Origin of the sequence: Shinella sp. JR1-6 (genome assembly GCF_004284735.1) — a bacterium.
In the GTDB taxonomy this organism is placed as follows: domain Bacteria; phylum Pseudomonadota; class Alphaproteobacteria; order Rhizobiales; family Rhizobiaceae; genus Shinella.
In genome coordinates, this window is record NZ_SHMI01000018.1 from 59,075 (window position 1) to 79,817 (window position 20,743).

At 64.5% G+C, this 20,743-nt stretch carries 20 protein-coding genes; 15 read left to right on the forward strand and 5 right to left on the reverse strand.

The features are described from left to right. Position 1: 1 nt before the first annotated feature. Genes EXZ48_RS24675 through hisN form a run of 7 tightly spaced genes read left to right on the forward strand, consistent with a single transcriptional unit; the run spans position 2 to position 7,387 of the window. Positions 2 to 919 carry an ABC transporter permease gene (locus EXZ48_RS24675; protein ID WP_023516186.1) on the forward strand — a complete coding sequence of 306 codons (918 nt, stop codon included), beginning with the start codon at positions 2 to 4 and terminating at the stop codon, positions 917 to 919. After that, positions 919 to 2,742 (forward strand): ABC transporter ATP-binding protein, encoded by a 1,824-nt coding sequence (locus EXZ48_RS24680; protein ID WP_130519002.1) that lies wholly within the window; start codon positions 919 to 921, stop codon positions 2,740 to 2,742. Before EXZ48_RS24675 ends, EXZ48_RS24680 begins: the two co-directional genes overlap by 1 nt. Continuing rightward, positions 2,732 to 3,490, forward strand: coding sequence for a DeoR/GlpR family DNA-binding transcription regulator (locus tag EXZ48_RS24685; protein WP_165909413.1), 759 nt, complete (start codon positions 2,732 to 2,734; stop codon positions 3,488 to 3,490). Before EXZ48_RS24680 ends, EXZ48_RS24685 begins: the two co-directional genes overlap by 11 nt. Continuing rightward, on the forward strand, positions 3,483 to 4,751 hold the full coding sequence (locus tag EXZ48_RS24690) for a Zn-dependent hydrolase (RefSeq protein WP_165909414.1): 1,269 nt from the start codon (positions 3,483 to 3,485) through the stop codon (positions 4,749 to 4,751). The genes EXZ48_RS24685 and EXZ48_RS24690 overlap by 8 nt, the downstream gene beginning before the upstream one ends. Beyond that, positions 4,738 to 5,649, forward strand: coding sequence for a phosphotransferase (locus EXZ48_RS24695; RefSeq protein ID WP_130519008.1), 912 nt, complete (start codon positions 4,738 to 4,740; stop codon positions 5,647 to 5,649). The genes EXZ48_RS24690 and EXZ48_RS24695 overlap by 14 nt, the downstream gene beginning before the upstream one ends. A 12-nt stretch (positions 5,650 to 5,661) precedes the next feature. Further along, positions 5,662 to 6,600 carry a choline/ethanolamine kinase family protein gene (locus EXZ48_RS24700; RefSeq protein WP_130519010.1) on the forward strand — a complete coding sequence of 313 codons (939 nt, stop codon included), beginning with the start codon at positions 5,662 to 5,664 and terminating at the stop codon, positions 6,598 to 6,600. 13 nt (positions 6,601 to 6,613) lie between these two features. After that, complete coding sequence (hisN, locus tag EXZ48_RS24705) at positions 6,614 to 7,387, forward strand: histidinol-phosphatase (protein ID WP_130519012.1); 774 nt, start codon at positions 6,614 to 6,616, stop codon at positions 7,385 to 7,387. A 471-nt stretch (positions 7,388 to 7,858) separates the two neighbouring features. On the opposite strand, the gene EXZ48_RS24710 is transcribed toward hisN, so the two are convergent. After that, entirely contained in the window at positions 7,859 to 9,328 is a 1,470-nt protein-coding gene (locus tag EXZ48_RS24710; RefSeq protein ID WP_165909415.1) for a PLP-dependent aminotransferase family protein, read from the reverse strand. Between the two features lie 223 nt (positions 9,329 to 9,551). Between EXZ48_RS24710 and EXZ48_RS24715 the strand changes: the two genes are divergently transcribed. From EXZ48_RS24715 to EXZ48_RS24740, 6 genes are all read left to right on the forward strand, one after another. Next, entirely contained in the window at positions 9,552 to 10,670 is a 1,119-nt protein-coding gene (locus tag EXZ48_RS24715; RefSeq protein ID WP_130519016.1) for an ABC transporter substrate-binding protein, read from the forward strand. A gap of 64 nt (positions 10,671 to 10,734) precedes the next feature. After that, positions 10,735 to 11,619: an ABC transporter permease subunit gene (locus EXZ48_RS24720; protein WP_024270337.1), complete on the forward strand. Its 885-nt coding sequence runs from the start codon at positions 10,735 to 10,737 to the stop codon at positions 11,617 to 11,619. Beyond that, positions 11,616 to 12,404 (forward strand): ABC transporter permease, encoded by a 789-nt coding sequence (locus EXZ48_RS24725; protein ID WP_023512874.1) that lies wholly within the window; start codon positions 11,616 to 11,618, stop codon positions 12,402 to 12,404. Before EXZ48_RS24720 ends, EXZ48_RS24725 begins: the two co-directional genes overlap by 4 nt. 2 nt (positions 12,405 to 12,406) lie before the next feature. Further along, on the forward strand, positions 12,407 to 13,465 hold the full coding sequence (locus EXZ48_RS24730) for an ABC transporter ATP-binding protein (RefSeq protein ID WP_130519018.1): 1,059 nt from the start codon (positions 12,407 to 12,409) through the stop codon (positions 13,463 to 13,465). 98 nt (positions 13,466 to 13,563) lie between these two features. Beyond that, positions 13,564 to 14,535, forward strand: a complete 972-nt coding sequence (locus EXZ48_RS24735; RefSeq protein ID WP_165909416.1) for a TIM barrel protein — start codon at positions 13,564 to 13,566, stop codon at positions 14,533 to 14,535. Next, on the forward strand, positions 14,532 to 15,317 hold the full coding sequence (locus EXZ48_RS24740) for an inositol monophosphatase family protein (RefSeq protein ID WP_130519021.1): 786 nt from the start codon (positions 14,532 to 14,534) through the stop codon (positions 15,315 to 15,317). The genes EXZ48_RS24735 and EXZ48_RS24740 overlap by 4 nt, the downstream gene beginning before the upstream one ends. A 171-nt stretch (positions 15,318 to 15,488) precedes the next feature. Here the strand turns inward: EXZ48_RS24740 and cueR are convergent, their stop codons facing one another. After that, entirely contained in the window at positions 15,489 to 15,938 is a 450-nt protein-coding gene (cueR, locus tag EXZ48_RS24745; RefSeq protein ID WP_023512870.1) for a Cu(I)-responsive transcriptional regulator, read from the reverse strand. Positions 15,939 to 15,999: 61 nt separating this feature from the next. Further along, positions 16,000 to 18,495: a heavy metal translocating P-type ATPase gene (locus tag EXZ48_RS24750; protein WP_130519023.1), complete on the reverse strand. Its 2,496-nt coding sequence runs from the start codon at positions 18,493 to 18,495 to the stop codon at positions 16,000 to 16,002. A 160-nt stretch (positions 18,496 to 18,655) separates the two neighbouring features. On the opposite strand from EXZ48_RS24750, the gene EXZ48_RS24755 reads away from it, so the two are divergent. Next, positions 18,656 to 18,850: a heavy-metal-associated domain-containing protein gene (locus tag EXZ48_RS24755; RefSeq protein WP_023512868.1), complete on the forward strand. Its 195-nt coding sequence runs from the start codon at positions 18,656 to 18,658 to the stop codon at positions 18,848 to 18,850. 14 nt (positions 18,851 to 18,864) lie between these two features. After that, positions 18,865 to 19,257, forward strand: a complete 393-nt coding sequence (locus tag EXZ48_RS24760; protein WP_024270339.1) for a DUF305 domain-containing protein — start codon at positions 18,865 to 18,867, stop codon at positions 19,255 to 19,257. Between the two features lie 58 nt (positions 19,258 to 19,315). Here the strand turns inward: EXZ48_RS24760 and EXZ48_RS24765 are convergent, their stop codons facing one another. Both EXZ48_RS24765 and EXZ48_RS24770 read right to left on the reverse strand, forming a co-directional pair. Beyond that, positions 19,316 to 20,347: a 2Fe-2S iron-sulfur cluster-binding protein gene (locus EXZ48_RS24765; RefSeq protein ID WP_130519025.1), complete on the reverse strand. Its 1,032-nt coding sequence runs from the start codon at positions 20,345 to 20,347 to the stop codon at positions 19,316 to 19,318. Next, positions 20,344 to 20,544: a glutaredoxin family protein gene (locus tag EXZ48_RS24770; protein ID WP_082342705.1), complete on the reverse strand. Its 201-nt coding sequence runs from the start codon at positions 20,542 to 20,544 to the stop codon at positions 20,344 to 20,346. Before EXZ48_RS24770 ends, EXZ48_RS24765 begins: the two co-directional genes overlap by 4 nt. Positions 20,545 to 20,743 lie beyond the last annotated feature (199 nt).

The window sequence follows — 20,743 nt, forward strand, 5'->3', positions numbered from 1 at the left end:
CGTGACCGATATCGTCCAGCAAAGCGCTGCCCCGCGTCCCGTCGCCAAACGCGGCGCCACACCCACCCGCCGCATGCTGCAGATCGCCGCCGCGCGCACGGATTTCCGCATCGGCCTTATCGGCTTCGGCCTGCTGATTGGCCTTGCCATCCTGCTGCCGCTGGTGAGCCCGATCGATCCGGTGAAAATCGCGTATGGTTCCAAGCTGCTGCCGCCGTTCCCGGCAGAGGGCTGGCAATGGCCCTATGTGCTCGGCACGGACCAGCTCGGCCGCGACGTGCTGATGCGCTGTCTCGTCGGCCTGCGTTACTCGCTGCTCATCGGCGTCACCACCGTTGTCCTGATGTTCGTCGTCGGGTGCAGCCTCGGCCTTTACGCCGGCTTTCGCGGCGGCTGGGCGGATGCGATCATCATGCGCCTCACCGATGCGCAGCTCTCGATCCCCATGATCATCCTCGCCATCACCATTTTGGGCGTCTCCCGCCCTACGGTGCCGGCGATCATCCTCGTGCTCGGCCTTTCCGGCTGGCCGCTCTATGCCCGCGTCGCCCGCTCAGTGGCGCTCGGCGAGCGCAACCGCGGCTACGTGCTCGGCGAACGGGTGCTCGGCGCCTCGGATCTCAGGATCATGCTGCTCTTCGTCGCGCCCGTCGTGCTGCCGCCGATCGCCTTCGTCGCGGTGCTCGATATCGCCCGCATGATGATCTTCGAATCCATCCTCGGCTTCCTCGGCCTCGGCGTGCAGCCGCCGACGCCGACCTTCGGCAATGTCATCGCCGACGCGCGAAAATACCTGCTGAACGCCTGGTGGATCGCCACCATGCCGGGGCTCTTCATGCTGGTCTCGCTCACCTGCCTCAACCTGATGGGCTCCGCCCTGGAGCGTGCCCGCAACGCGGTTCTGCGAGGAGAGGCCTGATGACCGACTCCATTCTCGCCGTCTCCCATCTCAGCGTCGATCTCCAGCGCGAAGGCCGCAACCGGCGCATCGTCGACGATGTCAGCTTTTCGCTGGACCCGGGCGAGGTGCTCGGCTTCGTTGGCGAGGCGGGCTCCGGCAAGTCGGTGCTCGCCCGGGCGCTGGTGCGGGCGGTCGCCCCTCCGCTGGAGATTGCCGCCGGCACGGTCGTCTTCGAGGGCAAGGATATCCTCGCCCTTCCGCCGCGCAGCCTTTCGGCCATCCGCGGCAACCGCATCGGCTTCATCGGCGCCAATCCGATGGGCTCGCTCGATCCGCGCCTGCCGATCGGCCAGCAGATCGTCGAAAAGCTGCGTTCCGTGCGGCCCGGGACCGGCCGGGCGGAGGCGCGCGAAAAGGTGCTCGACCTCTTCGGCCGCGTGCGCATCCCCTCGCCGGGGGCGCGGTTCCACGAAGCGCCGTTCCAGTTCTCCGGCGGCATGATGCAGCGCGTCATGATCGTCGATGCGCTGATCTCCGATCCCGCGCTCGTCATCGCCGACAACATCACTCAGCCGCTCGACGTGACCGTCGCCGCGCAGATCATCCGCCTGATCGACGGCCTGCGGCAAAACCTCGACACCGCCTTCCTCTTCATCTCCTCTTCGCTGCCTGTCGTGGCGCAGATCGCCGAGCGCACGCTGGTCATGCAGCGCGGCCGCATCGTCGAGGAGGGGCGCACGGCGGAGCTGGCCGCGAGCCCCCGGCAATCCTACACGCGCACCCTCATCTCGCGCATTCCGCCGATCTGGAAGGATGTGGCGGCGCCGGCCGCGCGGCAGGGCGAGGCGGTGCTGACGGTCGACAACGTCATGCGCACCTATCTCGTGCGCCGGCGCGGCTCGTTCAACGCCTATAACGAGGTGAAGGCGGTGCGCGACGTCTCCTTCACCGTGAAGGCCGGCGAGAACTTTGGCATCGTCGGCGAAAGCGGCTGCGGCAAATCCACCCTGACGCGGCTTCTCGCCTGGCTGGAACAGCCGGACAGCGGCCGCATCGCCTTCCTGGGCAAGGACCTTTCGCATCTCTCCGCCCGCTCGCTGACGGAGATGCGGCGCTCCTTCCAGCTCCTGTTGCAGGACCCCTATGGCTCGCTGCCATCGGGCATGCCGCTCCAGCGCATGATCGAGGAGCCGCTGCTGATCCACGGTGTCGGCCGGGTGGAGGCGGCGCGGCGGGCACAGGAGGCGATGGCCGAGGTGGGGCTCGACCTCGAGCTTGCCGAGCGGCTGCCGGTCGGCCTCAGCGCCGGCCAGCGCCAGCGCATCAACATCGCCCGCGCGCTGGTCTTGAAGCCGCGCCTCCTCATCCTCGACGAGACGCTCTCGGCGCTCGACCAGGTGGAGCAGGCCGAGCTTCTCGACCTCTTCAACCGGCTCCAGGCGAGCCACGGATTTTCCTATGTGTTCATCTCGCACGACCTCGCGCTCGTACGCCGGATGTGCCACCGTATCGCCGTCATGTATCTCGGGCGCATCGTGGAATTGGCTGACAATACGACCCTCTTCGAACACCCGCACCACCCCTATACGCGGGCGCTCCTGAGCGCCATGCCGACGCTGGAGCACAACCGTTTCCCGCGTCCCCGCTACCTGCTCGACGGCGAGCCGCCGAGCCCCATCGACCTGCCGCTCGGCTGTTCGTTCCGCTCGCGCTGCCCGCGCGCGCAAAACGACTGCCAGAAAACCGATCCGCCGCTGCTCGCGCTTGCTGGCGAAAACTACGCCGCCTGCCTGCACCGGCACGAGGCGCTGCATGAGGAGGAAACCGTGCATGTCGAGTGAGATCCGCAAGGAAGTCATCCTGGAGCGCCTGGACCGCGACCAGCGCGTCAGCGTGCTCGAGCTTTCGGCGGAATTCGGCGTTTCCGGCGAAACCATCCGGCGCGACCTGAAGGATCTGGAGGCCGAGGGCGCCGTGCGGCGGGTGCATGGCGGCGCCATTCCGGCGGGCCGCACCGCCGATACGCCCATCACCGAGCGCATCAAGCTCAACGCCCTCGAAAAGGACGAGGTGGCGGGTCTGGCGCGCAGCCTCATCAACGACGATTGCGTCATCTTCCTCGACACGGGCACGACGACATTGGCGCTCGCCCGCCGCCTCGTCGGCTTCAAGAAGCTCCGGCTCTACACCAATTCGCTGCGCATCGCGCAGGCGGCCTGCGAGCATTTTGGCGTGCATGTGCAGATGACGCCGGGCAGCATGCGCCCGGTGGAGCAGGATCTCGTTGGCTACGACACCATCTCCTACATCCAGCAGTTCCATTTCGACATGGTCTTCATGGGCGCCGGCGCCATCAATGCGGATTACGGTTTCATGGATTTCGAGGAGGACGAGGCGCGCATCCGCCAGGTGCTGCTGAAGCAAACCTCGCACAGCGTCATGCTGTCGGACCATTCGAAGTTCGGCAAGGTCGGCAATGTCATCACCGCCCCCTTCGCCCGCGTCCAAACGCTCGTCACCGACCGACGCCCGCCGGACACGATTGCCCGCGCTTTGGAGGCGGAAGAGCTGGAGGTCATCCATGGATAGCGCAGCGCAAAAACACGCCGCCAGCCTGACGGCGATCTTCGATCACATATCCGCCGTCGGTGCACGCGCGGGCGAAGGCGTGACGCGGCTTGCGGCGAGCGCCGAGGATGGCGCGGCCCGCGCGATCTTTGCCGACTGGATGGCCCGCGGCGGCGCGCGCCTGGCGCATGATGCGGTGGGCAACCAGTTCGCCTGTTTCGACTGGGCGGGCGAAAACGCCGCGTGGATTTTTGCCGGCTCGCACCTCGACACGCAGCCGCGCGGCGGCCGCTTCGACGGCACGCTCGGCGTTCTCGCTGCCGGCTGTGCGGCACTCGATCTCCATACCGAAGTACAGGCCGACCGTTTCCGCCCGCGCCATAACCTCGCCGTCGTCAACTGGACGAACGAGGAGGGCGCGCGCTACCAGCCGAGCCTCACCGGCAGCGGCGTCTTCTCCGGTGCTCTGCCGCTGCGTGAAGCACTTTCCCTCACAGATGGTGCCGGCATCACGCTCAGCGATGCGCTCGCCGCGATCGGCATCGACGGCGAAACGGGAGGCGTTCCGCCCCGTCCAAAAGCCTATGTCGAATTACATGTCGAACAGGGCCGCATCCTGACGGTGGCCGGCCGCCGCATCGGTGTTGTCGAGGGCACCTGGGCCGCCCGCAAGATGATGGTCCGCTGGATCGGCCGCGCCGCCCATACCGGCCCGACGCCGATGGCGGACCGGCGCGATGCGCTTCTCGCCGCCGCGCAGGGCGTTGCCGCCTTCGAAGCACTCATCGCCGCACGCCATCCCCATCTCCACCGTTCCGCCGCGCGCCTTGTCATCGAGCCGAACTCGCCGAACGTGGTGGTGGAGCGCGCCACCGTCTGGTTCGAGTTGCGCGGTCTCGATGTCGCCGAACTTGATCGGGCCGGACAGCCGGTTCTCGCAGCCTTCGAAAAGGCCGCGGCCGAGACCGGCACACGGCTGGAAATCATCGCCGATACGCTGCGGGAACCGGCCGGCATGGACATCGGGCTGATGGCGATCACCGGCGAGGCGGCGCGCGCCTGCGGTTTCGAGCCGCTGCCCCTGCGTTCGGTGGCGGGGCACGACGCCGTGGCGCTGCAAAACAGCGGCGTCCCGTCCGCCCTGATCTTCGTTCCAAGCGTCGACGGTATCGCGCACCATCCGGAAGAGCTGACCCATCCTGAGGATGTCGAGGCTGGCCTCGCTGTGCTGACCACCGTCCTGCGCCGCCTTGCCGAGGGGGATTTTGATGCTGAACGATGAGGCGCTCGCCGCCGCCGACCTTTCCGGCGCGACGTTTTCCCCGCCGATCGGTGGCGTCGTCTCGCCCGTTCACCGGGCGGTCGAGAACATCTGCACCTTCGCCACGGCGCAGGGCCGGCCGCCGGTCTTCGTCAAGCACCGGCACGCGGACATGGCCGATTTCATCGCGCTGGAGCATGTTGCGGAGGCGAGCCGCAAAGCCGGCGACCTCGGCATCGCGCCCCGGCTGCTGCAGGCCGATCCCGCTCGCGGCGTTCTCGTCTTCGAGGCGCTCGGCGAGGAATGGGCCTGGGGGCATATGGATGTGCTGCGCCGTCCCGCGGTGCTCGAAAACCTGCTCGCCGCAAAACGTGCCTTTCAGAAGGCCGCGCCGCTTGAGGAGAAGCGCAGCGTTTTCGATCTCGTCGCCGCCTATCGAGAACTGGCAGGCGGTGTCATCCTGCCCGCGCCGGTCCACACCGTCTTGGCGGCGGTCGAGCGTGTCGCCGCCGCGATCGCCGCTGCCGGTGTCGATTCCGTGCCCTGCCATGCCGACGGCGTGTCGTCGAATGTCATGGTGGGGCCTGGAAATGCCATCCGGCTGGTCGATTTCGAATGGGCCCGCCAGGCCGATCTCGCGCACGATCTTGGCACCGTGCTCGCCGAACTGCTGCCCTTCGACGGCGAGGCGCTGCTGGCGATCGAGATCGCGACTGGAAGGCCGGATGCGCAGGTGCTCGCCCGCGCCCGCCTCTATGGCGCGGCGGACGACCTGATGTGGGCGCTCTGGGGTTTCATCAGCGCCGCCCGCTCGCCGCGGAAACAGGTGGAGTTCTTCAAATATGCCGAATGGCGGCTTTTGCGGGCGCGCACCGTGATCGAGGGACCGCGCTTCGAAACATGGCTGAAACAGGTTTGACGGGGGGAGCCGATGCGGCGCAGCTTGGGTGAAGGCACATCGTCGGCGGAACGGGCGATCGAAACGGCGATCCTCGCCGTCGCGGACTGGCGGGACCGGACGGTTTCCTACGAGCCGGTGCCGGGCGGCATCAGCAATCCGAACTGGCAGGTGTTTGTCAGCGGCGCACCGCACAGTTTCTTCGTCAAGATTCCCGGCGAAGGCACGGAAATGTTCATCGACCGCCGGACGGCGAACGAGGCGGGCCGCAAGGCGCATGCTGCCGGTGTCGGTGCGCGCATCATCGATTTCTTTCCGGAAACCGGCGTCGAGGTCAGCGAATTCGTCGAGGGGCTGCGCACCTCCACCAATGCCGATTTCCTCGATCCGGTCGTGCGCTCGAATGGCCTTCGCGCGCTGAAGGCCTTCAACGACAGCGCGCCGCTCGCCCAGCGCAAGACGACCTTCGACATGATCGACGAGCATTTCGAGCAGGCCCTTGCGCTCGGCGGCGAATTCCCCGGCGATTTCGGCTGGCTCAATGCGCGCTATCGCGAGGCGCGGCAGGCTTTGGAGGCTTCCGGCCTCGATCTTGCCCCTTGCATGAACGACACGCTCGCCGGCAACTTTTTGCTGCATGCCGACCAGCGCGTCCTGCTGGTCGATTTCGAATATGCCTCGACCAACGACCGGGCCGCCGAATTGGCCCTGTGGTTCAGCGAAATGTGTTTTTCGCCCGAGGTGGAGACGGAGATGATCGAGGCCTATTACGGCCGCCTCGATCCGGCGCTTTTTGCGCGGGTCTCGCTGTTCAAGGCGCTGGTCGATCTCAAGTGGTCGACCTGGGCGATGGTGCAGAACCGGATCTCCCGCCTCGATTTCGATTTCTTCAAATATGGTTCCTGGAAGCATATGCGGGCGCGTTTCGTGATGAGCGATCCACGCTGGCCGGATTGGCTGAAGGCCGTCTGAGGAAGGGGACACGATGATTTCCGCCGATTTCATGCACCGGATCGCCGCGGTCGCCGCGCGGGAAACCCTGCCGCGCTTCCGTCAGCCGGGCCTCGTCGCCAACAAGCTGGCGGGCGGTTTCGACCCCGTGACGGAGGCTGACCGCGAAACGGAAAAGGCGATCCGCGCGTTGATCCGCGCCGAATTTCCGGACCACGGCATTCTCGGCGAGGAATTTGGCGCGGAGGGTGCGGACAACCGGCATGTCTGGGTGATCGATCCGATCGACGGGACGCGCTCCTTCATTTCCGGCATCCCGCTCTGGGGCACGCTTGTCGGCCTGGCGGACCATGGCGACGCCATCGCCGGGATGATGGTGCAGCCCTTCATCGGCGAACTGTTCTACGCCACTGGGCAAGGCGCGCACTATGAGGGACCGCACGGCAAGGCCCGGCTTTCCACGCGTGCTACCAAAAGCCTCGCCGAGGCGACGCTCTGCACCACCACGCCCGCGATCTTCGAACCTCGGCAGAGGGCCGCCTTCGAACGGCTGGAACGGCAGGTCTGCCTGTCGCGCTACGGCACGGATTGTTATGCCTATTGCATGCTCGCCGCCGGAGGGATCGACCTCGTGGTGGAGGCGGGCCTGCAACCTTACGACATCGTCGCCCTCATCCCGATCATCGAGCAGGCCGGCGGCGTGGTGAGCGATTGGACGGGTGGACCGGCAGAAAAGGGTGGCGCCATCATCGCCGCCGCCTCGGCCGGGCTGCACGCTGCAGCGCTGGATATCCTGAACTCGGCATAAGTTCCCCTGCAGAGTGATCCTTCCTCTGTGTTTTGACCGGTGCCTCTGGCACCGGTTCTTTTTTGCAAGAAGAGCGGGCCTCCAACTCCGGTGAGGGATCTGATAGTGCAAGGCGAGCCTCGTGGTGCATCCTGATATCGCGGGGCACGCGTGCCGCCTTACACGCTGGAGGCCATTCGAAGGGTACGATCTTGTGTCGCTCGTCGAGAGCAATATGGGAGCAGGCACGCTTTGCCGCAGCCTCCTTGCGAAGGATAACCCATTGACGATATTCGCAAGTCTCACTTGATGCCCGATCTCTCACGCCCCTTTCAGCGCGTGGTGCGCCTCGCCTTTGCAAGGTGGAGCTGTCCGGGGCTCGATGCGGCTGAAGACAACGTATAGTGGGCCGGCAATAGCGGGCCGAAGACGATATGCCCTCCACCTTTGCTTCTTCGACGTCATAGTACTCGCTCGTAGCATCGCACGGTATCACGGCCGGGACAGGGCCTCAGCAAGAACGTGGGAATAGGTTTTCATCCGTTCCTCCGGCACGTTGGCGTAGCCAAGAATCAGGGCGCCGGGGCGCGTAGTCGCGATAGTGTAGTCTGAAAGCGGGTAGCATTGCAGGCCGGCCTCCAGTACGGCGCGCTGCGCGGCCCGGTCTTCGCGCCCGTTCGCGAGCCAAACCAGAGCATTCAGTCCGCTGTCGGAACAATCGAGAGCGGCAAGCCCGGCAAGGGCTGTTCGTCCGGCATCGAAAAACGCGTTGCGGCGCTCGGCATAGAGGCTGCGCATACGGCGCAGGTGGCTGGCGAAATGGCCGCCACCGATGAACTCTGCGAGAGCGAGCTGCGTCTCGACAGGCACGCTGCGATGGATCAGGCCCGAAAGATTGCGGAAGGTTCCAACCAGCGCCGGCGGCAAGACGAGATAGCCGACACGGATACCGGGATAGAGCGCCTTGCTGAAACTGCCCGCGTAGATCACCCTTCCGTGGCTGTCTATGGAGCGCATCGAAGGCAGCGGTGCGCCATCGTAGCGGAACTCGCTGTCGTAATCGTCTTCGATGATCCAGGCCTCGTTTGCCCGTGCCCATTCAAGAAGAGCGAGGCGGCGGGGCAGGGAAAGCGTAACGCCGAGCGGGTGATGGCGCGAGGGCATGACGAAGGCGAGCCGTGCGTCGGGATAACGCACCATGGCGTCCGCGACATCCATGCCGTCGGCATCGACATCGGCAAGGCAGAGGTTGAGGCCAAGTGTGCGCAACAGGTTTGAGGTGGTGACGGGGCCGGGGTCTTCGAACCAGATACCGTCGCCGGGATCGGCCAATGCCAGTACGGCGAGCGTGAAGGCGGCGTGCCCGCCGGGCGTGATGACGATCTGCTCCGGGTCACATGGATCGCGCCGGTGCAAGGCGAGATACTCAGCGATCCGCTGACGCAGGACCAGTTCTCCTGCGACATCGCCATAGCCCATGCCCGCCCTGCCGCCGCGGACAACCGTATTCCAGCATTTACGCCAGATGGCGAACGGAAACCGGTCGAGCGCCGGCTGGTTGGGCAGGAACGGTTTTGGTTCAACGCGGCCGATCTCTGCCGAAACCCCGCGCGACAAGACGCCGATCCGCGACAGTCTCGGCGGTACATCGTCCCCGGTCTCGGCAAACCGCGCTTTTGCCGGTCGGCGCGGCAGGGCGGCTGAGACAAAGGTGCCGGCCCCTTGCCGCGCCTCCAGATATCCCTCGGCCTTCAGGTTCTCCAGCACCCGCACGAGGGTCTGACGCGACAGGCCGAGCTCCTCGGCAAGGATGCGGCTTGCCGGCAGGCGCGTGCCGGCACGCAGGTGCCCCTGCAGGATGGCCGTGCGCAGCTGGTCCTGTACCTGCCGGAATTTCGGCAGGGCGATGCCGGTGTCCAGACGTAGGAAGGGCAGGATCGGACCTTCGAGCTGCTTGGCCAAGGCTAACCTCCAAATTGGTACAGTTGAATGCACAATAATGGACGTTTGATTGTTGTCCAATTGTTACATGCTCTGCCTACACGAAACGCACCGATGCAGCCCCGAAGGACGCAGACAGAGTGCGGGGGAACCGGAATGCCCGGACCGTGATCGCGGCCGGATGCAGATGCCGACCGGCAGCCAATGCTCACCAGCCGTCGCAGACGGCAAACAGGAGGACTTCATGACGACGCGCCTATCCCATGCCGCCCGCTCGGCTTTCGTTTCCACTCTTGCCATTGCCGCCGCGCTGCCGGGCCTTGCCCGTGCAGAGGCGCCGCAGGATCTTGTCGATGCTGCCACGAAGGAAGGCATGTTGACGGTCATTGCCCTGCCGCACGACTGGTGCAACTACGGTGAGGTTATTGAAGGTTTCAAGGCGAAATATCCCGGCATCACCGTCAACGAACTGAACCCCGATGCCGGCACGGCCGACGAGCTGGAGGCGATCCGTTCCAACAAGGGCAATACGGGCTCGCAGGCGCCGGATGTCGTCGATCTCGGCCTTGCCTTTGCGCCCGCCGCTACGAAGGAAGGCCTGCTGCAGCCCTACAAGGTGGCGACCTGGGACGAAATCCCCGACAACATCAAGGATGCGGATGGCTATTGGTATGGCGACTACTACGGCGTCATGGCCTTCGGCATCAACAAGGACCTGATCCAGACCCCGCCGGCCGACTGGGCCGACCTCACCAAGCCGGAATATTCCGGTTCCGTCGCCCTCACCGGCGACCCACGCTCCTCGGCGCAGGCGATTCTGGCGCTGATGTCGGCGGGCATTTCGCGCGGTGCGCAGCCGGGGGCCGATTCCGGAGCCAAAGGTCTGGAGCTCTTCGCGGAGCTGAACAAGGCCGGCAATTTCGTGCCGGTTCTCGGCAAGGCCGGCACCATCGCCCAGGGCCAGACGCCGATCATCGCCGCCTGGGACTACAACCTGCTCTCCTGGCGGGACGCGCTGAACGGCAATCCGCCGATGGATGTCATCGTGCCGGCCACCGGTGTGGTCGCCGGTGTCTACGTACAGGCGATCTCGGCCTATGCACCGCATCCGAATGCGGCAAAGCTCTGGATGGAATATCTTTATTCCGACGAGGGCCAGACCGGTTGGCTGAAGGGCTACTGTCACCCGGCACGCTTCAACGCCATGCTGAAGGCCGGAAAATTCCCACAGGACCTGCTCGACAAGCTGCCGCCGGCAGAAGCCTATGAAAAAGCGATCTTCCCGACCGTCGAGGCGCTCGATGCCAACAAGAGCGCCATTGTCGAAGGCTGGGACAAGGTGGTCGGCGCCAACGTGAAGTAAGTCCGTGCCTGTCCGGAGGCTTCCCGCAGAGCCTTCGGACCCACTGTTCCCAGGAAACAATCCGATGACGACAAGCGCCGCTTCTCTGCCGGCGGCCTTGCGGCCGCGGCAGCTTCTCAACTGGCTCGGGGTTGCCCCGTTCTTCCTCTTCGCCACACTGTTCCTGATCCTGCCGACGCTCAACATCGTCATCGGCGCCTTCCGCAATCCTGAAGGGCACGTGACGCTGGACAATCTCGGCAAGCTCCTGTCGCCTTCCATCCGGTCGGCCTTCTGGATCTCCATCGAACTCAGCCTGCTGACGGCGGCGCTGGGTTGCCTTTTCGGCTTCCTTGTGGCCGCTGCCATCACGCTCGGTGACCTGCCGCGCTGGCTTCGCAACGGCATTCTCACCTTTTCGGGCGTCGCTTCGAACTTCGCCGGCGTGCCGCTTGCCTTCGCCTTCATCGCCACGCTCGGCCGCCTCGGTTTCGTGACGATGCTGCTGCGCAACTGGTTCGGCATCAATCTCTACGGCTCCGGCTTCAACATCGTTTCGTTCCTCGGGCTGGCACTGACGTATCTCTATTTCCAGATCCCGCTGATGGTGCTGATCATCACGCCCGCGCTGGAGGGCCTGCGCCGCGAATGGCGCGAGGCGGCCGAAAGCCTCGGGGCGACCGGTGCGCAGTACTGGCGGATGGTGGCGCTGCCGGTGCTGTGGCCGTCGCTGCTCGGCACGCTCGCGCTGCTCTTCGCCAATGCCTTCGGTGCGGTCGCCACCGCCATCGCGCTCACCGGTTCCTCGTTGTCCATCGCGCCCATCGTGCTCTTTGCGCAGATCCGTGGCGACGTGCTCAACGATCCGCATCTCGGCTATGCCATTGCCTTCGGGATGATCCTGCTCACCGCGATCGCCAACGGCATCTACATCCTCTTGCGCATGCGTGCCGAACGGTGGGTCAAATGACGGGAAAACGCTTCTGGTCTTTGATTGCCGTTGTACTTGGCGGCGTCTATTTCCTGCTGCCGCTTGCCGGCATGGTCGATTTCTCGATGCGCATGAAGCGCGGCGAATACAGCTTGGAAGCCTATCGGATCGTGCTTTCCGACCCGCAGTTCCAGCAGACCTTCCTCTATTCGGTCGTGCTGGCCCTGCTGACCATCGTGCTCGGCATTCTGCTGGTTGTGCCGACGGCCTATTTCGTACGGCTCAGGCTTCCCGGCCTTCGGCCCGTCATCGAGTTCATCACGCTCCTGCCGCTGGTCATTCCGCCCATCGTCATCGTCTTTGGCTACATCCGCATCTACAACACCTCCTCGATCCTGCCGTTGACGGGAACTTGGTGGGGCACCAACCTGCTGTTGCTCTTCGGCTATGCGACGCTGGCGCTGCCCTACATGTACCGCTCGGTCGACACGGGCCTGCGCACCATCGACATCGCCAGCCTCACCGAGGCGGCGCAGTCGCTCGGATCTGGCTGGGCGCGCATCCTTGCCGTCGTCATCCTGCCGAACGTTTTCGTCTCGGTGCTGTCGGGCGCCTTCCTGACCTTCGCGATCGTCATCGGCGAATACGTCTTCGCGGCGCTGCTGAACGTCAGCACCTTCGGCCCCTACATGGTCTGGATGGGCGGCAACCGGGCCTACGAGCCTTCCGCGCTCGCCGTCGTCGCCTTCGCCATCACCTGGGCCTGTATGGGGCTGATCCAACTCGTTACCCGCTTTTCCAAATTTTCCACCGCGAGGCGCTGACCATGGCCTTTCTCGACATTCACCACCTGAAAAAGTCTTTCGGCGCACTGCACGTCGTGAAAGACTTCACCCTCGGCATCGAAAAGGGCGAATTCGTCTCCTTCCTCGGCCCTTCCGGCTGCGGCAAGACGACGGTGCTGCGCATGGTCGCCGGCTTCGAGACGCCGACATCGGGCGCAATCCGCATCGACGGGCGCGACGTCACGGGCCTTCCGGCCAACCGGCGCAAGATCGGTATGGTCTTCCAGGCCTATGCCCTCTTTCCCAACCTGACCGTTGCCGACAATATCGGCTTCGGCCTCAAGGTGGCGGGAGAAGACAAGGCGGCGATCGCACGGCGCGTCGGCGAAATGCTGGAGTTGATCGGATTGCCGCGGCTCGGCGACCGCTACCCCTACCAACTCTCCGGCGGCCAGCAGCAACGCGTGGCGCTCGCCCGTGCGCTGGCACCGAGCCCGCAGGTGCTGCTGCTCGACGAGCCGCTCTCGGCGCTTGACGCAAAGATCCGTGTCAGCCTGCGAGAAGAGATCCGCCGTATCCAGCAGGATCTCGGCATCACCACCATCTTCGTCACGCATGACCAGGAGGAAGCGCTCTCCATATCGGACCGCATCGTCGTCATGCATCAGGGCATTGCCGATCAGGTCGGCACGCCTTTCGACATCTACAACCGCCCGACGACGCGGTTCGTGGCGGAGTTCGTCGGCACGCTCAATCTCGTCGATGCCGATGTGGTCGAGGCTGCGAGCGGCAGGGTGCGCATTGGCGACGTGCCCGTCGTGCTGAACCGGTCGTTGTCCGCCCGTAACGGTGAGCGCATCCGTCTGGCGCTGCGGCCGGAGACAGTGGCGCTCGGGCACGCCGAGGGACACGGTATCTTGCTTTCCGGCTGCATTGCCGAGGTGCATTTCCTCGGTTCGGTGATCCGCGTCCGCGTGGACGTCGGGGGCCAGCTGGTCTCCCTTGATATGTTCAACCAGCCGGACCGGCCGCCGCCGGCCGTGGGTGCGCTCGTTAAGGTCAGCATCTCGGATCGCGATCTTCTGGTGCTGGCGGCCTGAGGTATGGAGCCAACGATCCTTGCGGAGGGAACGTCATCGTGACGGAAATGCCATGGGGCGACGAAACACGTCCGGACTGGCGGAAAAAGGTGACCGCGATGCCATCGGCATGTCGCGCCCGGCTTGCCATGCGGGCGCGCTCTGCTCCGCTCTTTGCCCATGCCTATGCCTTTCACCTCAACATGCGCTTCGGCGGCATGTCGCCGCTGCACCTTGCGGACTTTGCCGCGGCGCATCGCCTTCCCGGTCTCAAGCTGCATGTCGATGATGGGGAACAGGCCAGCCTCGCCCGCATGGATGACGACGCGCTCGCCACCTTCGCCAGGCACCTGAAGGCCCGCGCGCTGGAACTCCATGTCGAGACAAGCACGACAGAGGAGAGCGGCCTTGCCGATGCTGTGCGTATCGCGCTTGCCACGGGAGCGACTTCCCTGCGCTGCTATCCGCGCTACGCGGGACGGGTGTCGCAGATCATCGCCTGGACGATTGCCGATCTCCGGCGTCTCGCGGCTTTCGATCCGGCAAGCCGGCTGCGTTATACGCTGGAGCAGCATGAGGATCTGAAATCGGAAGAACTCGTCCAAATCATTGGCGCTGTCGCCAATCCGCGCCTCAGCCTGCTCTTCGATTTCGGCAACATGATCAATGCCTTCGAGCTGCCGATGGCGGCGCTCGCAATCCAGGCGCCAGAGATCACCGAGGTTCATGTCAAGGATTGCCTGGTCAAGCCTGACCGTGGTGGCTGGGCGCATCTGGCCTGCGTGTCGGGCGCGGGGCATCTGCCGATGCAGGCGATGTTCGTGGATCTGCTCCTGCTCGGCAAGGATCGTCCGCAGGTCCTCGCCTTCGGCCTGGAGGAGGAGGAGGGGTATTTCGCCCCGGCGCTGCGTCGGCCTTCCGATGGGCCGGACCCCTTCATTCCCGCCCGGACGGCGAGCTTCACCGATCTTGGGCCGGGGGATCTTGCGGCGCGTCTCGTCCGCGAGACAGCCGCTGCCCACCGGCAGATAAAGACGATCCGTACCATGCTCGACGATATCGCGCAGGAAGCCGAAAGGACCGAGGGATGAACGCCCAGACCACCTGCCCGCCAGTCTTCCTTGCGCTTGCCCATGCGATGGCGGACGCCGCTGCAGAAGTGATCCGCCCCTGGTTCCGCAGGCGGATGGCCGTCGATGCGAAGGCCGATGCCAGCCCCGTCACCATCGCCGACCGCGATGCGGAAACGGTCATGCGTCGGATGATCGAGGCGGAATGCCCCGAGCACGGCATAAGAGGCGAGGAATTCGGTATCTGCCGGGCCGATGCGGATTGGGTTTGGGTGCTTGACCCGATCGACGGCACGAAATCTTTCCTCTCTGGCTCGTTCGCCTTCGGCACGCAGATTGCACTGCTTCACCGGGACAAGCCCGTTCTCGGCCTGATCAACCAGCCGATCACCGGCGAACGCTGGCTTGGTGTGGACGCCGTGGCCACACTCAACGGTGAGCCGATCCGCACCCTCGACAGAATGCGGCTCGAGGAAGCGATCCTCTACACGTCTGCCCCCGAGCAGTTCGGCTGTGCGGGTCGCGAGCGTTTCGACGCCCTTGCAGCAAGGGTCCGCTTCACTCGCTTTTCACACGATTGTTACGCCGCCGGCCTCCTGGCCCTCGGCGGGATCGACCTTCTCGTCGAAAGCAACGTCTTCGACTATGACATCCTTCCGCAGCTGCCCATCATAGAGGCGGCGGGCGGGGTCGTGACCGATTGGGAGGGGCGGCCACTTGCCGACGCGTCTCGATACAGCACTGTGTTGATGGCGGCCAATGAGGAAATCCACCGGGCGGCATTGGATATCCTGTCTCGATAGTGATCACAGGATTTGGCATCCGGCGGCTACCGAAAGCAATCGTGTCGGGTCGCTCGAATGCTGCGCAGCTGATCGCGCGGTTCGGCAACCACGCTTCATCCGGATGAGAACACTTTGTCCGCATAAGGAGGGCCGCTTCGAGATGGTCTCCGCAAGCGGCCCTTGTCGCCCCTACTGCGTGTTGCGTGCAATGGCGCCCGAACGCCGGCGAACGGAAAAGTCCTCGCCTTCCCGGTCTGTTTCGAGGCGCTGGAGGATCGGGCAGTGCGGGCGGTGGTCGCCGTGGCAGGCGTTGACCAGCACCTTGAGCGTCTGGGCCATGTCCTGCAGGTCCGCGATCTTCTTCTCCAATTCGTCGATATGGCCTTGTGCGAGGCGTTTCACCTCGGCGCTCTGCCGTGTCTCGTCTCGCCAAAGGCCGAGAAGATCGCCGATCTCGGCCACGGAGAAACCGAGGTCGCGCGAACGTCGGATGAAGCGCAGCATATGTACGTCATTGTCCGAGTAATCGCGGTAGCCGGAAGCCCGGCGGCCGGCCGCAGGGATGAGGCCGGTCTGCTCGTAGTAGCGGATCATCTTGGCCGAGACACCCGATGCCTTGGAAGCTTGTCCAATGTTCATGCATTTTCTCCCGTAAACGACGACGACCGATCCTTCACATGGGACCGGTCGCCGGTTTTCGTCAGCGTGGGGCCGTGAAGGTCTTGAGCCGGAGGGCGTTGCCAAGCACGAAGACGCTCGACAGGGCCATGGCGCCGGCAGCGAAGACAGGCGACAGCAGAATGCCGTAGGCCGGATAGAGCAGGCCGGCGGCAACCGGGATCAGGGCCGTGTTGTAGGCGAAAGCCCAGAACAGGTTCTGCCGGATGTTGCCGATTGTCGCCTTGGAAAGGGCGATGGCGTTCGGCACACCCTGCAGGCTGCCCGACATGAGCACCACGTCGGCCGCCTCGATGGCAATGTCCGTGCCCGTGCCGATGGCAAGGCCGACATCCGCTTCGGCCAGGGCCGGAGCATCGTTGATGCCGTCTCCGACGAAGGCGACCTTCCCATGCGCGGCCTTGAGACGGCGAACCGCGGTGACCTTGCCGTCGGGCAGCACTTCGGCCACGACCTCGTCGATCCCCAGACGCGCCGCGATGGCCTTGGCGGTGCGCGCGTTGTCGCCGGTGATCATCGCGACCTTGAGGCCGAGATCGTGCAGGGCCTTGATGGCAGCGGGTGTCGTCTCCTTGATCGGGTCGGCGACAGCAATGATTGCCGCAAGCCTGCCGTCGATTGCGGCATAGAGTGGCGATTTGCCCTCATTGCCGAGACGTTCGGCAATGCCGGAGAACGCCGCAACATCATGACCGAGCTCGACCATGTACCGGTCGGCACCGACCTCGACGGGTCTGCCGTCGACCGTGGCCCTCACGCCGAAACCCGTTACGGATTCAAAGCCCGTCATGACGGGGAGAACGACATTTTCCGCCGCAGCTGCATCCACGATCGCACGGGCGATCGGATGCTCCGATTTTGCTTCCACGGCGGCGACCAGTCCGAGAACATCCGCCCGCTCGAAGCCGACGGCCAGTTCCAGATCGGTGAGAGCCGGCTTTCCCTCGGTCAGCGTGCCAGTCTTGTCGACGGCGACGACGGTTGCGTCCTTCAGCAACTGAAGCGCCTCGCCCTTGCGGAAAAGCACGCCGAGCTCGGCTCCGCGGCCGGTCCCCACCATGATCGAGGTCGGCGTCGCCAGGCCCATCGCGCAGGGGCAGGCGATGATCAGGACGGCGACGGCATTGACCAGCGCGAAGGTGAGGGCGGGCGACGGGCCGAAATAGAACCACGCGGCGAAGGTGAGGGCGGCGACAGCGAAGACCGCCGGCACGAACCACATGGTCACCTTGTCGACGATCGCCTGGATCGGCAGCTTGGAGCCCTGTGCCTCTTCGACCATGCGGATGATCTGCGAAAGCACCGTGTTGCCGCCAACCGCCGTGGCGCGGATTGCGAAGGCGCCCTTCTGGTTCACAGTTCCCGCCACGACCGGACTGCCGTTCGTCTTGAAAACCGGGATCGGTTCGCCGGTGATCATCGATTCGTTGACGTAGCTTTCCCCCTCGACGACCTCGCCATCGACTGGCACGCGCTCGCCGGGGCGAACCTCGACGATATCGCCGGATGCGACCGTGTCGATCGGCAGTTCCACCGTCTTGCCGTTTCTGCGCACGCGCGCCATCTTCGCCTGGAGGCCGACAAGGCGCTTGATCGCCTCGGATGTGCGCCCCTTGGCCCGGGCTTCAAGCAGCCTTCCGAGCAGGATCAGGGTCACGATGACCGCGGCCGCCTCGAAATAGACGTTGACGGTTTCTGCCGGCAGGAAGGCCGGGGCGAAGGTCGCGACCAGCGAATAGCCATAAGCGGCAAGCGAGCCGACGGCGACCAGCGAGTTCATGTCGGGCGCAAGGCGCCAGAGGGCGGGCAATCCCTTGTCATAGAAGCGGATACCCGGCACGAACAGCACCAGCGTGGTGAGGACGAACTGGAGATACCAGCTGTTCTGCATGCCGATCGTTGCGGCAATCAGCTCATGGGCGCCCGGTATGAGGTGCGATCCCATTTCCAGGATGAAGACCGGTGTCGTCAGAATTGCCGCGATGGTGAAGTCGCGCGCCAGCTCACGGCGTTCCGCTTCTTTTTTTTCGGCACGGTCCTCCGTTTCTGCCTCGGTTGCCGCCGCGATCAGTTTGGCGTCGTAGCCGGCGTTTTCAATTGCTGCCACGATGGCCGTTGCAGCGGCTGTTCCCTGAACGGTCGCCTTCTCGGTCGCAAGGTTGACGACGGCATTGGTGACGCCGGGAATGGCCTTGATTGCCTTTTCGACCCGCCCCACGCAGGATGCGCAGGTCATGCCCTCGATCGCCACCTCAAGTGATGCTGTGGCCGGCGTGGAGAAGCTCGCCGGAACCGTATAGCCGGCTTTCTCGACTGCGCCGACCAGCCTGGCATGATCGACCGGCAGGCTGGTGGTGACGCTCGCCTTTTCGGTCGCCAGATTGACAACCGCGTCGGCAACCCCGGGGACCGCCTTGAGGGCCTTTTCGACCCGGCCGACGCAGGACGCGCAGGTCATCCCCTCGATCGGTATCGATAGCGTCCCGGACAGATCTGTTGTTCGAACGGGGGCATTCATAGCCGCCTCCTTTGTCGTTCCGAAAATCAGGTTCGGATGGAAGATGGGGCTTCCAGCGATGGGAAGGTCAATAGCAGATTTTTCAGATCGACGCCCTTGACCTTCCTATCGTTGGAAGCCCCACCTTGAGTGGCATGAGACCCAACAAAGGAGATTTCTCATGGAACTCAAGATCGAGAGCATGACCTGCGGCGGTTGCGCCAAATCCGTCACCCGGGCAATCCAGTCCGTCGATCCGAATGCCAGGGTCGAGACCGACCCTGCTGCGCGCAGCGTCAAGATCGAGACGAGTGCAAACCTCGCGACCCTTCAGCAGGTTCTCGAAGAGGCCGGATATCCGGCAACTGCGGGCTGAACAGGAGCAGTATCATGAACAAGCTCACGCCGATCTTCATCGCAGGCGCCCTTGCCATCAGTGCAGGCCTTGCGATCGCCCAGAGCCAGATGAAGACGGGCGATGCCATGCAGGGGCACGATATGTCCGGCATGGAGATGCCGGCCGCGGACAGTCCGTCGACGAAGGCCTATACGATGGCCATGGACGCCATGATGAAGGGTATGATGGCGGACTACACCGGTGATGCCGATGTTGACTTCATGCGCGGCATGATCCCGCACCACCAGGGTGCGATCGATATGGCGAAGGTCGCGCTCGAATACGGCAAGGATCCCGAGGTCCGCAAACTCGCCGAGGAGGTCATCAAGGCCCAGGAAGGCGAAATCGCCATGATGAAGGCATGGCTTGCCGCGCGCGGCAAGTGATCGGAACATCGTCGAACCGCCGTCACGTGTCATGAATGACATGTGACGGCGGTTTATCTCATTTTACCGGCTGGAGCACCGCGTCCATCTGCGCTTCCGGCGTAAAGAATACGTCGGCATGCATATCTTCGCGGCGCAGTCCGCGGGCAAACGCCACCGCCATTGCGGCATCGACCATCGGCGGCGGGCCTGCGACATAGGTCTTCCAGCCATCAAGGTTGGAAAAGTCCTCGGCGACGGCGCGGGTCACGAAGCCGTGCCGGTATCGTGCCGAATGCGCCTCCGACAGCACGGCTGTGAAGGTAAGATTGCCGTGTCGTCTGACGAGGGCGTCGAGGTGGTCGAGAAGATAAAGGTCGCGCTCGCTTCGTGCACCAAAGTAGACATGAATTGGCTGCTTCATGCCGTGGGCGAGGGCGGTTTCAACGATCGAGTTGACCGGCGCAAGTCCAGAGCCGCCCGCGATGCACAAGATCGGGTTGGAATGATGCTGGCGCAGGTAGGACGAACCCAGCGGGCATTCGAGCGTTACCGGGTCTCCCGGCTTCAGTCTGCTGTGCACATGCTCCGACGTGACGCCGCCCGGAACGCGGCGGATGTGGAATTCGAGGCTGCTCTGTCCGGGACGGTTGGCCATGGAGTAGCTGCGCGAAGGCATGCCGGTGAAGCCGAGCTGTGCGTACTGACCTGCGATGAACGACAGGGAAGAGCCGTCCGCAGGCACGATCCGGACCCGCTTTACATCATGCGTAAGATCATCGAGGCCTGTCACGGTTGCCTGCAGGTGTCGGGAAGGCTCGACGTCATCGTCGCTGCCCAGCCAGGCGACAGCGGCGTCGGCCAGCGGCAGCGCGCGACACGCGAGGATCAGGCCATCGGCCTTCTCTTCGTCGGTGAGCGCAAAACGGGAATGCGGGAGCAGCTCCACCGTTCCCTCGATCAGGCGTGACTTGCAGGAACCGCAGCGGCCGGACTTGCAGCCGTGCGGATAGGAAATGCCGGCGGCGAGTGCGGCACCGAGAATGGTCTGTCCGTCCTCTACGTCAAGACGGGCCCGCGCCTGGCGGACATCGACGGTTCTGGCTGTCATTGGTCGTTCCTCGCTCGCCCGGCACAGGGCGATGCGTCCGGGCAAGGCCCGTCATCCGGGTCGGTACCCTTGGGGCCGGTGAGATCGCGCTCCTCATAGGCAACGCCATTGTGGGAGAGCCAGAGCCTGAGTGCATGGCAGTCCGGACAGTCCGGGGTTGTATAGAGGACGATATGCGGCGTGCTGCTTTCCGTCATGCTCTTGCCTTTCTTCAAACACGGTGTCGTTTCCTCTCTGGCCGGCGACCAGAACGGCGGTCGGGTCGAACAGGATTGCCGTCAGGCTGCGGCTTCCAGCGCTTGTAAGGTCAAGACCGTTCTTGCGCCGGAAAGAACAATTCCGAGTTGGGATCGCCAGGCCGCGTGCGGAACGCCGCAGCGCAGCTGCTTTCGGCTG

Coding starts and splice junctions, on each gene's coding strand:
- EXZ48_RS24700 (WP_130519010.1), top strand. CDS start 5,662: ATGCGGCGCAGCTTGGGTGAAGGCACATCGTCGGCGGAACGGGCGATC.
- EXZ48_RS24755 (WP_023512868.1), top strand. CDS start 18,656: ATGGAACTCAAGATCGAGAGCATGACCTGCGGCGGTTGCGCCAAATCC.
- cueR (WP_023512870.1), bottom strand. CDS start 15,938: ATGAACATTGGACAAGCTTCCAAGGCATCGGGTGTCTCGGCCAAGATG.
- EXZ48_RS24685 (WP_165909413.1), top strand. CDS start 2,732: ATGTCGAGTGAGATCCGCAAGGAAGTCATCCTGGAGCGCCTGGACCGC.
- EXZ48_RS24760 (WP_024270339.1), top strand. CDS start 18,865: ATGAACAAGCTCACGCCGATCTTCATCGCAGGCGCCCTTGCCATCAGT.
- EXZ48_RS24725 (WP_023512874.1), top strand. CDS start 11,616: ATGACGGGAAAACGCTTCTGGTCTTTGATTGCCGTTGTACTTGGCGGC.
- EXZ48_RS24770 (WP_082342705.1), bottom strand. CDS start 20,544: ATGACGGAAAGCAGCACGCCGCATATCGTCCTCTATACAACCCCGGAC.
- EXZ48_RS24695 (WP_130519008.1), top strand. CDS start 4,738: ATGCTGAACGATGAGGCGCTCGCCGCCGCCGACCTTTCCGGCGCGACG.
- EXZ48_RS24735 (WP_165909416.1), top strand. CDS start 13,564: ATGCCATCGGCATGTCGCGCCCGGCTTGCCATGCGGGCGCGCTCTGCT.
- EXZ48_RS24715 (WP_130519016.1), top strand. CDS start 9,552: ATGACGACGCGCCTATCCCATGCCGCCCGCTCGGCTTTCGTTTCCACT.
- EXZ48_RS24730 (WP_130519018.1), top strand. CDS start 12,407: ATGGCCTTTCTCGACATTCACCACCTGAAAAAGTCTTTCGGCGCACTG.
- EXZ48_RS24750 (WP_130519023.1), bottom strand. CDS start 18,495: ATGAATGCCCCCGTTCGAACAACAGATCTGTCCGGGACGCTATCGATA.
- hisN (WP_130519012.1), top strand. CDS start 6,614: ATGATTTCCGCCGATTTCATGCACCGGATCGCCGCGGTCGCCGCGCGG.
- EXZ48_RS24740 (WP_130519021.1), top strand. CDS start 14,532: ATGAACGCCCAGACCACCTGCCCGCCAGTCTTCCTTGCGCTTGCCCAT.
- EXZ48_RS24720 (WP_024270337.1), top strand. CDS start 10,735: ATGACGACAAGCGCCGCTTCTCTGCCGGCGGCCTTGCGGCCGCGGCAG.
- EXZ48_RS24690 (WP_165909414.1), top strand. CDS start 3,483: ATGGATAGCGCAGCGCAAAAACACGCCGCCAGCCTGACGGCGATCTTC.
- EXZ48_RS24680 (WP_130519002.1), top strand. CDS start 919: ATGACCGACTCCATTCTCGCCGTCTCCCATCTCAGCGTCGATCTCCAG.
- EXZ48_RS24765 (WP_130519025.1), bottom strand. CDS start 20,347: ATGACAGCCAGAACCGTCGATGTCCGCCAGGCGCGGGCCCGTCTTGAC.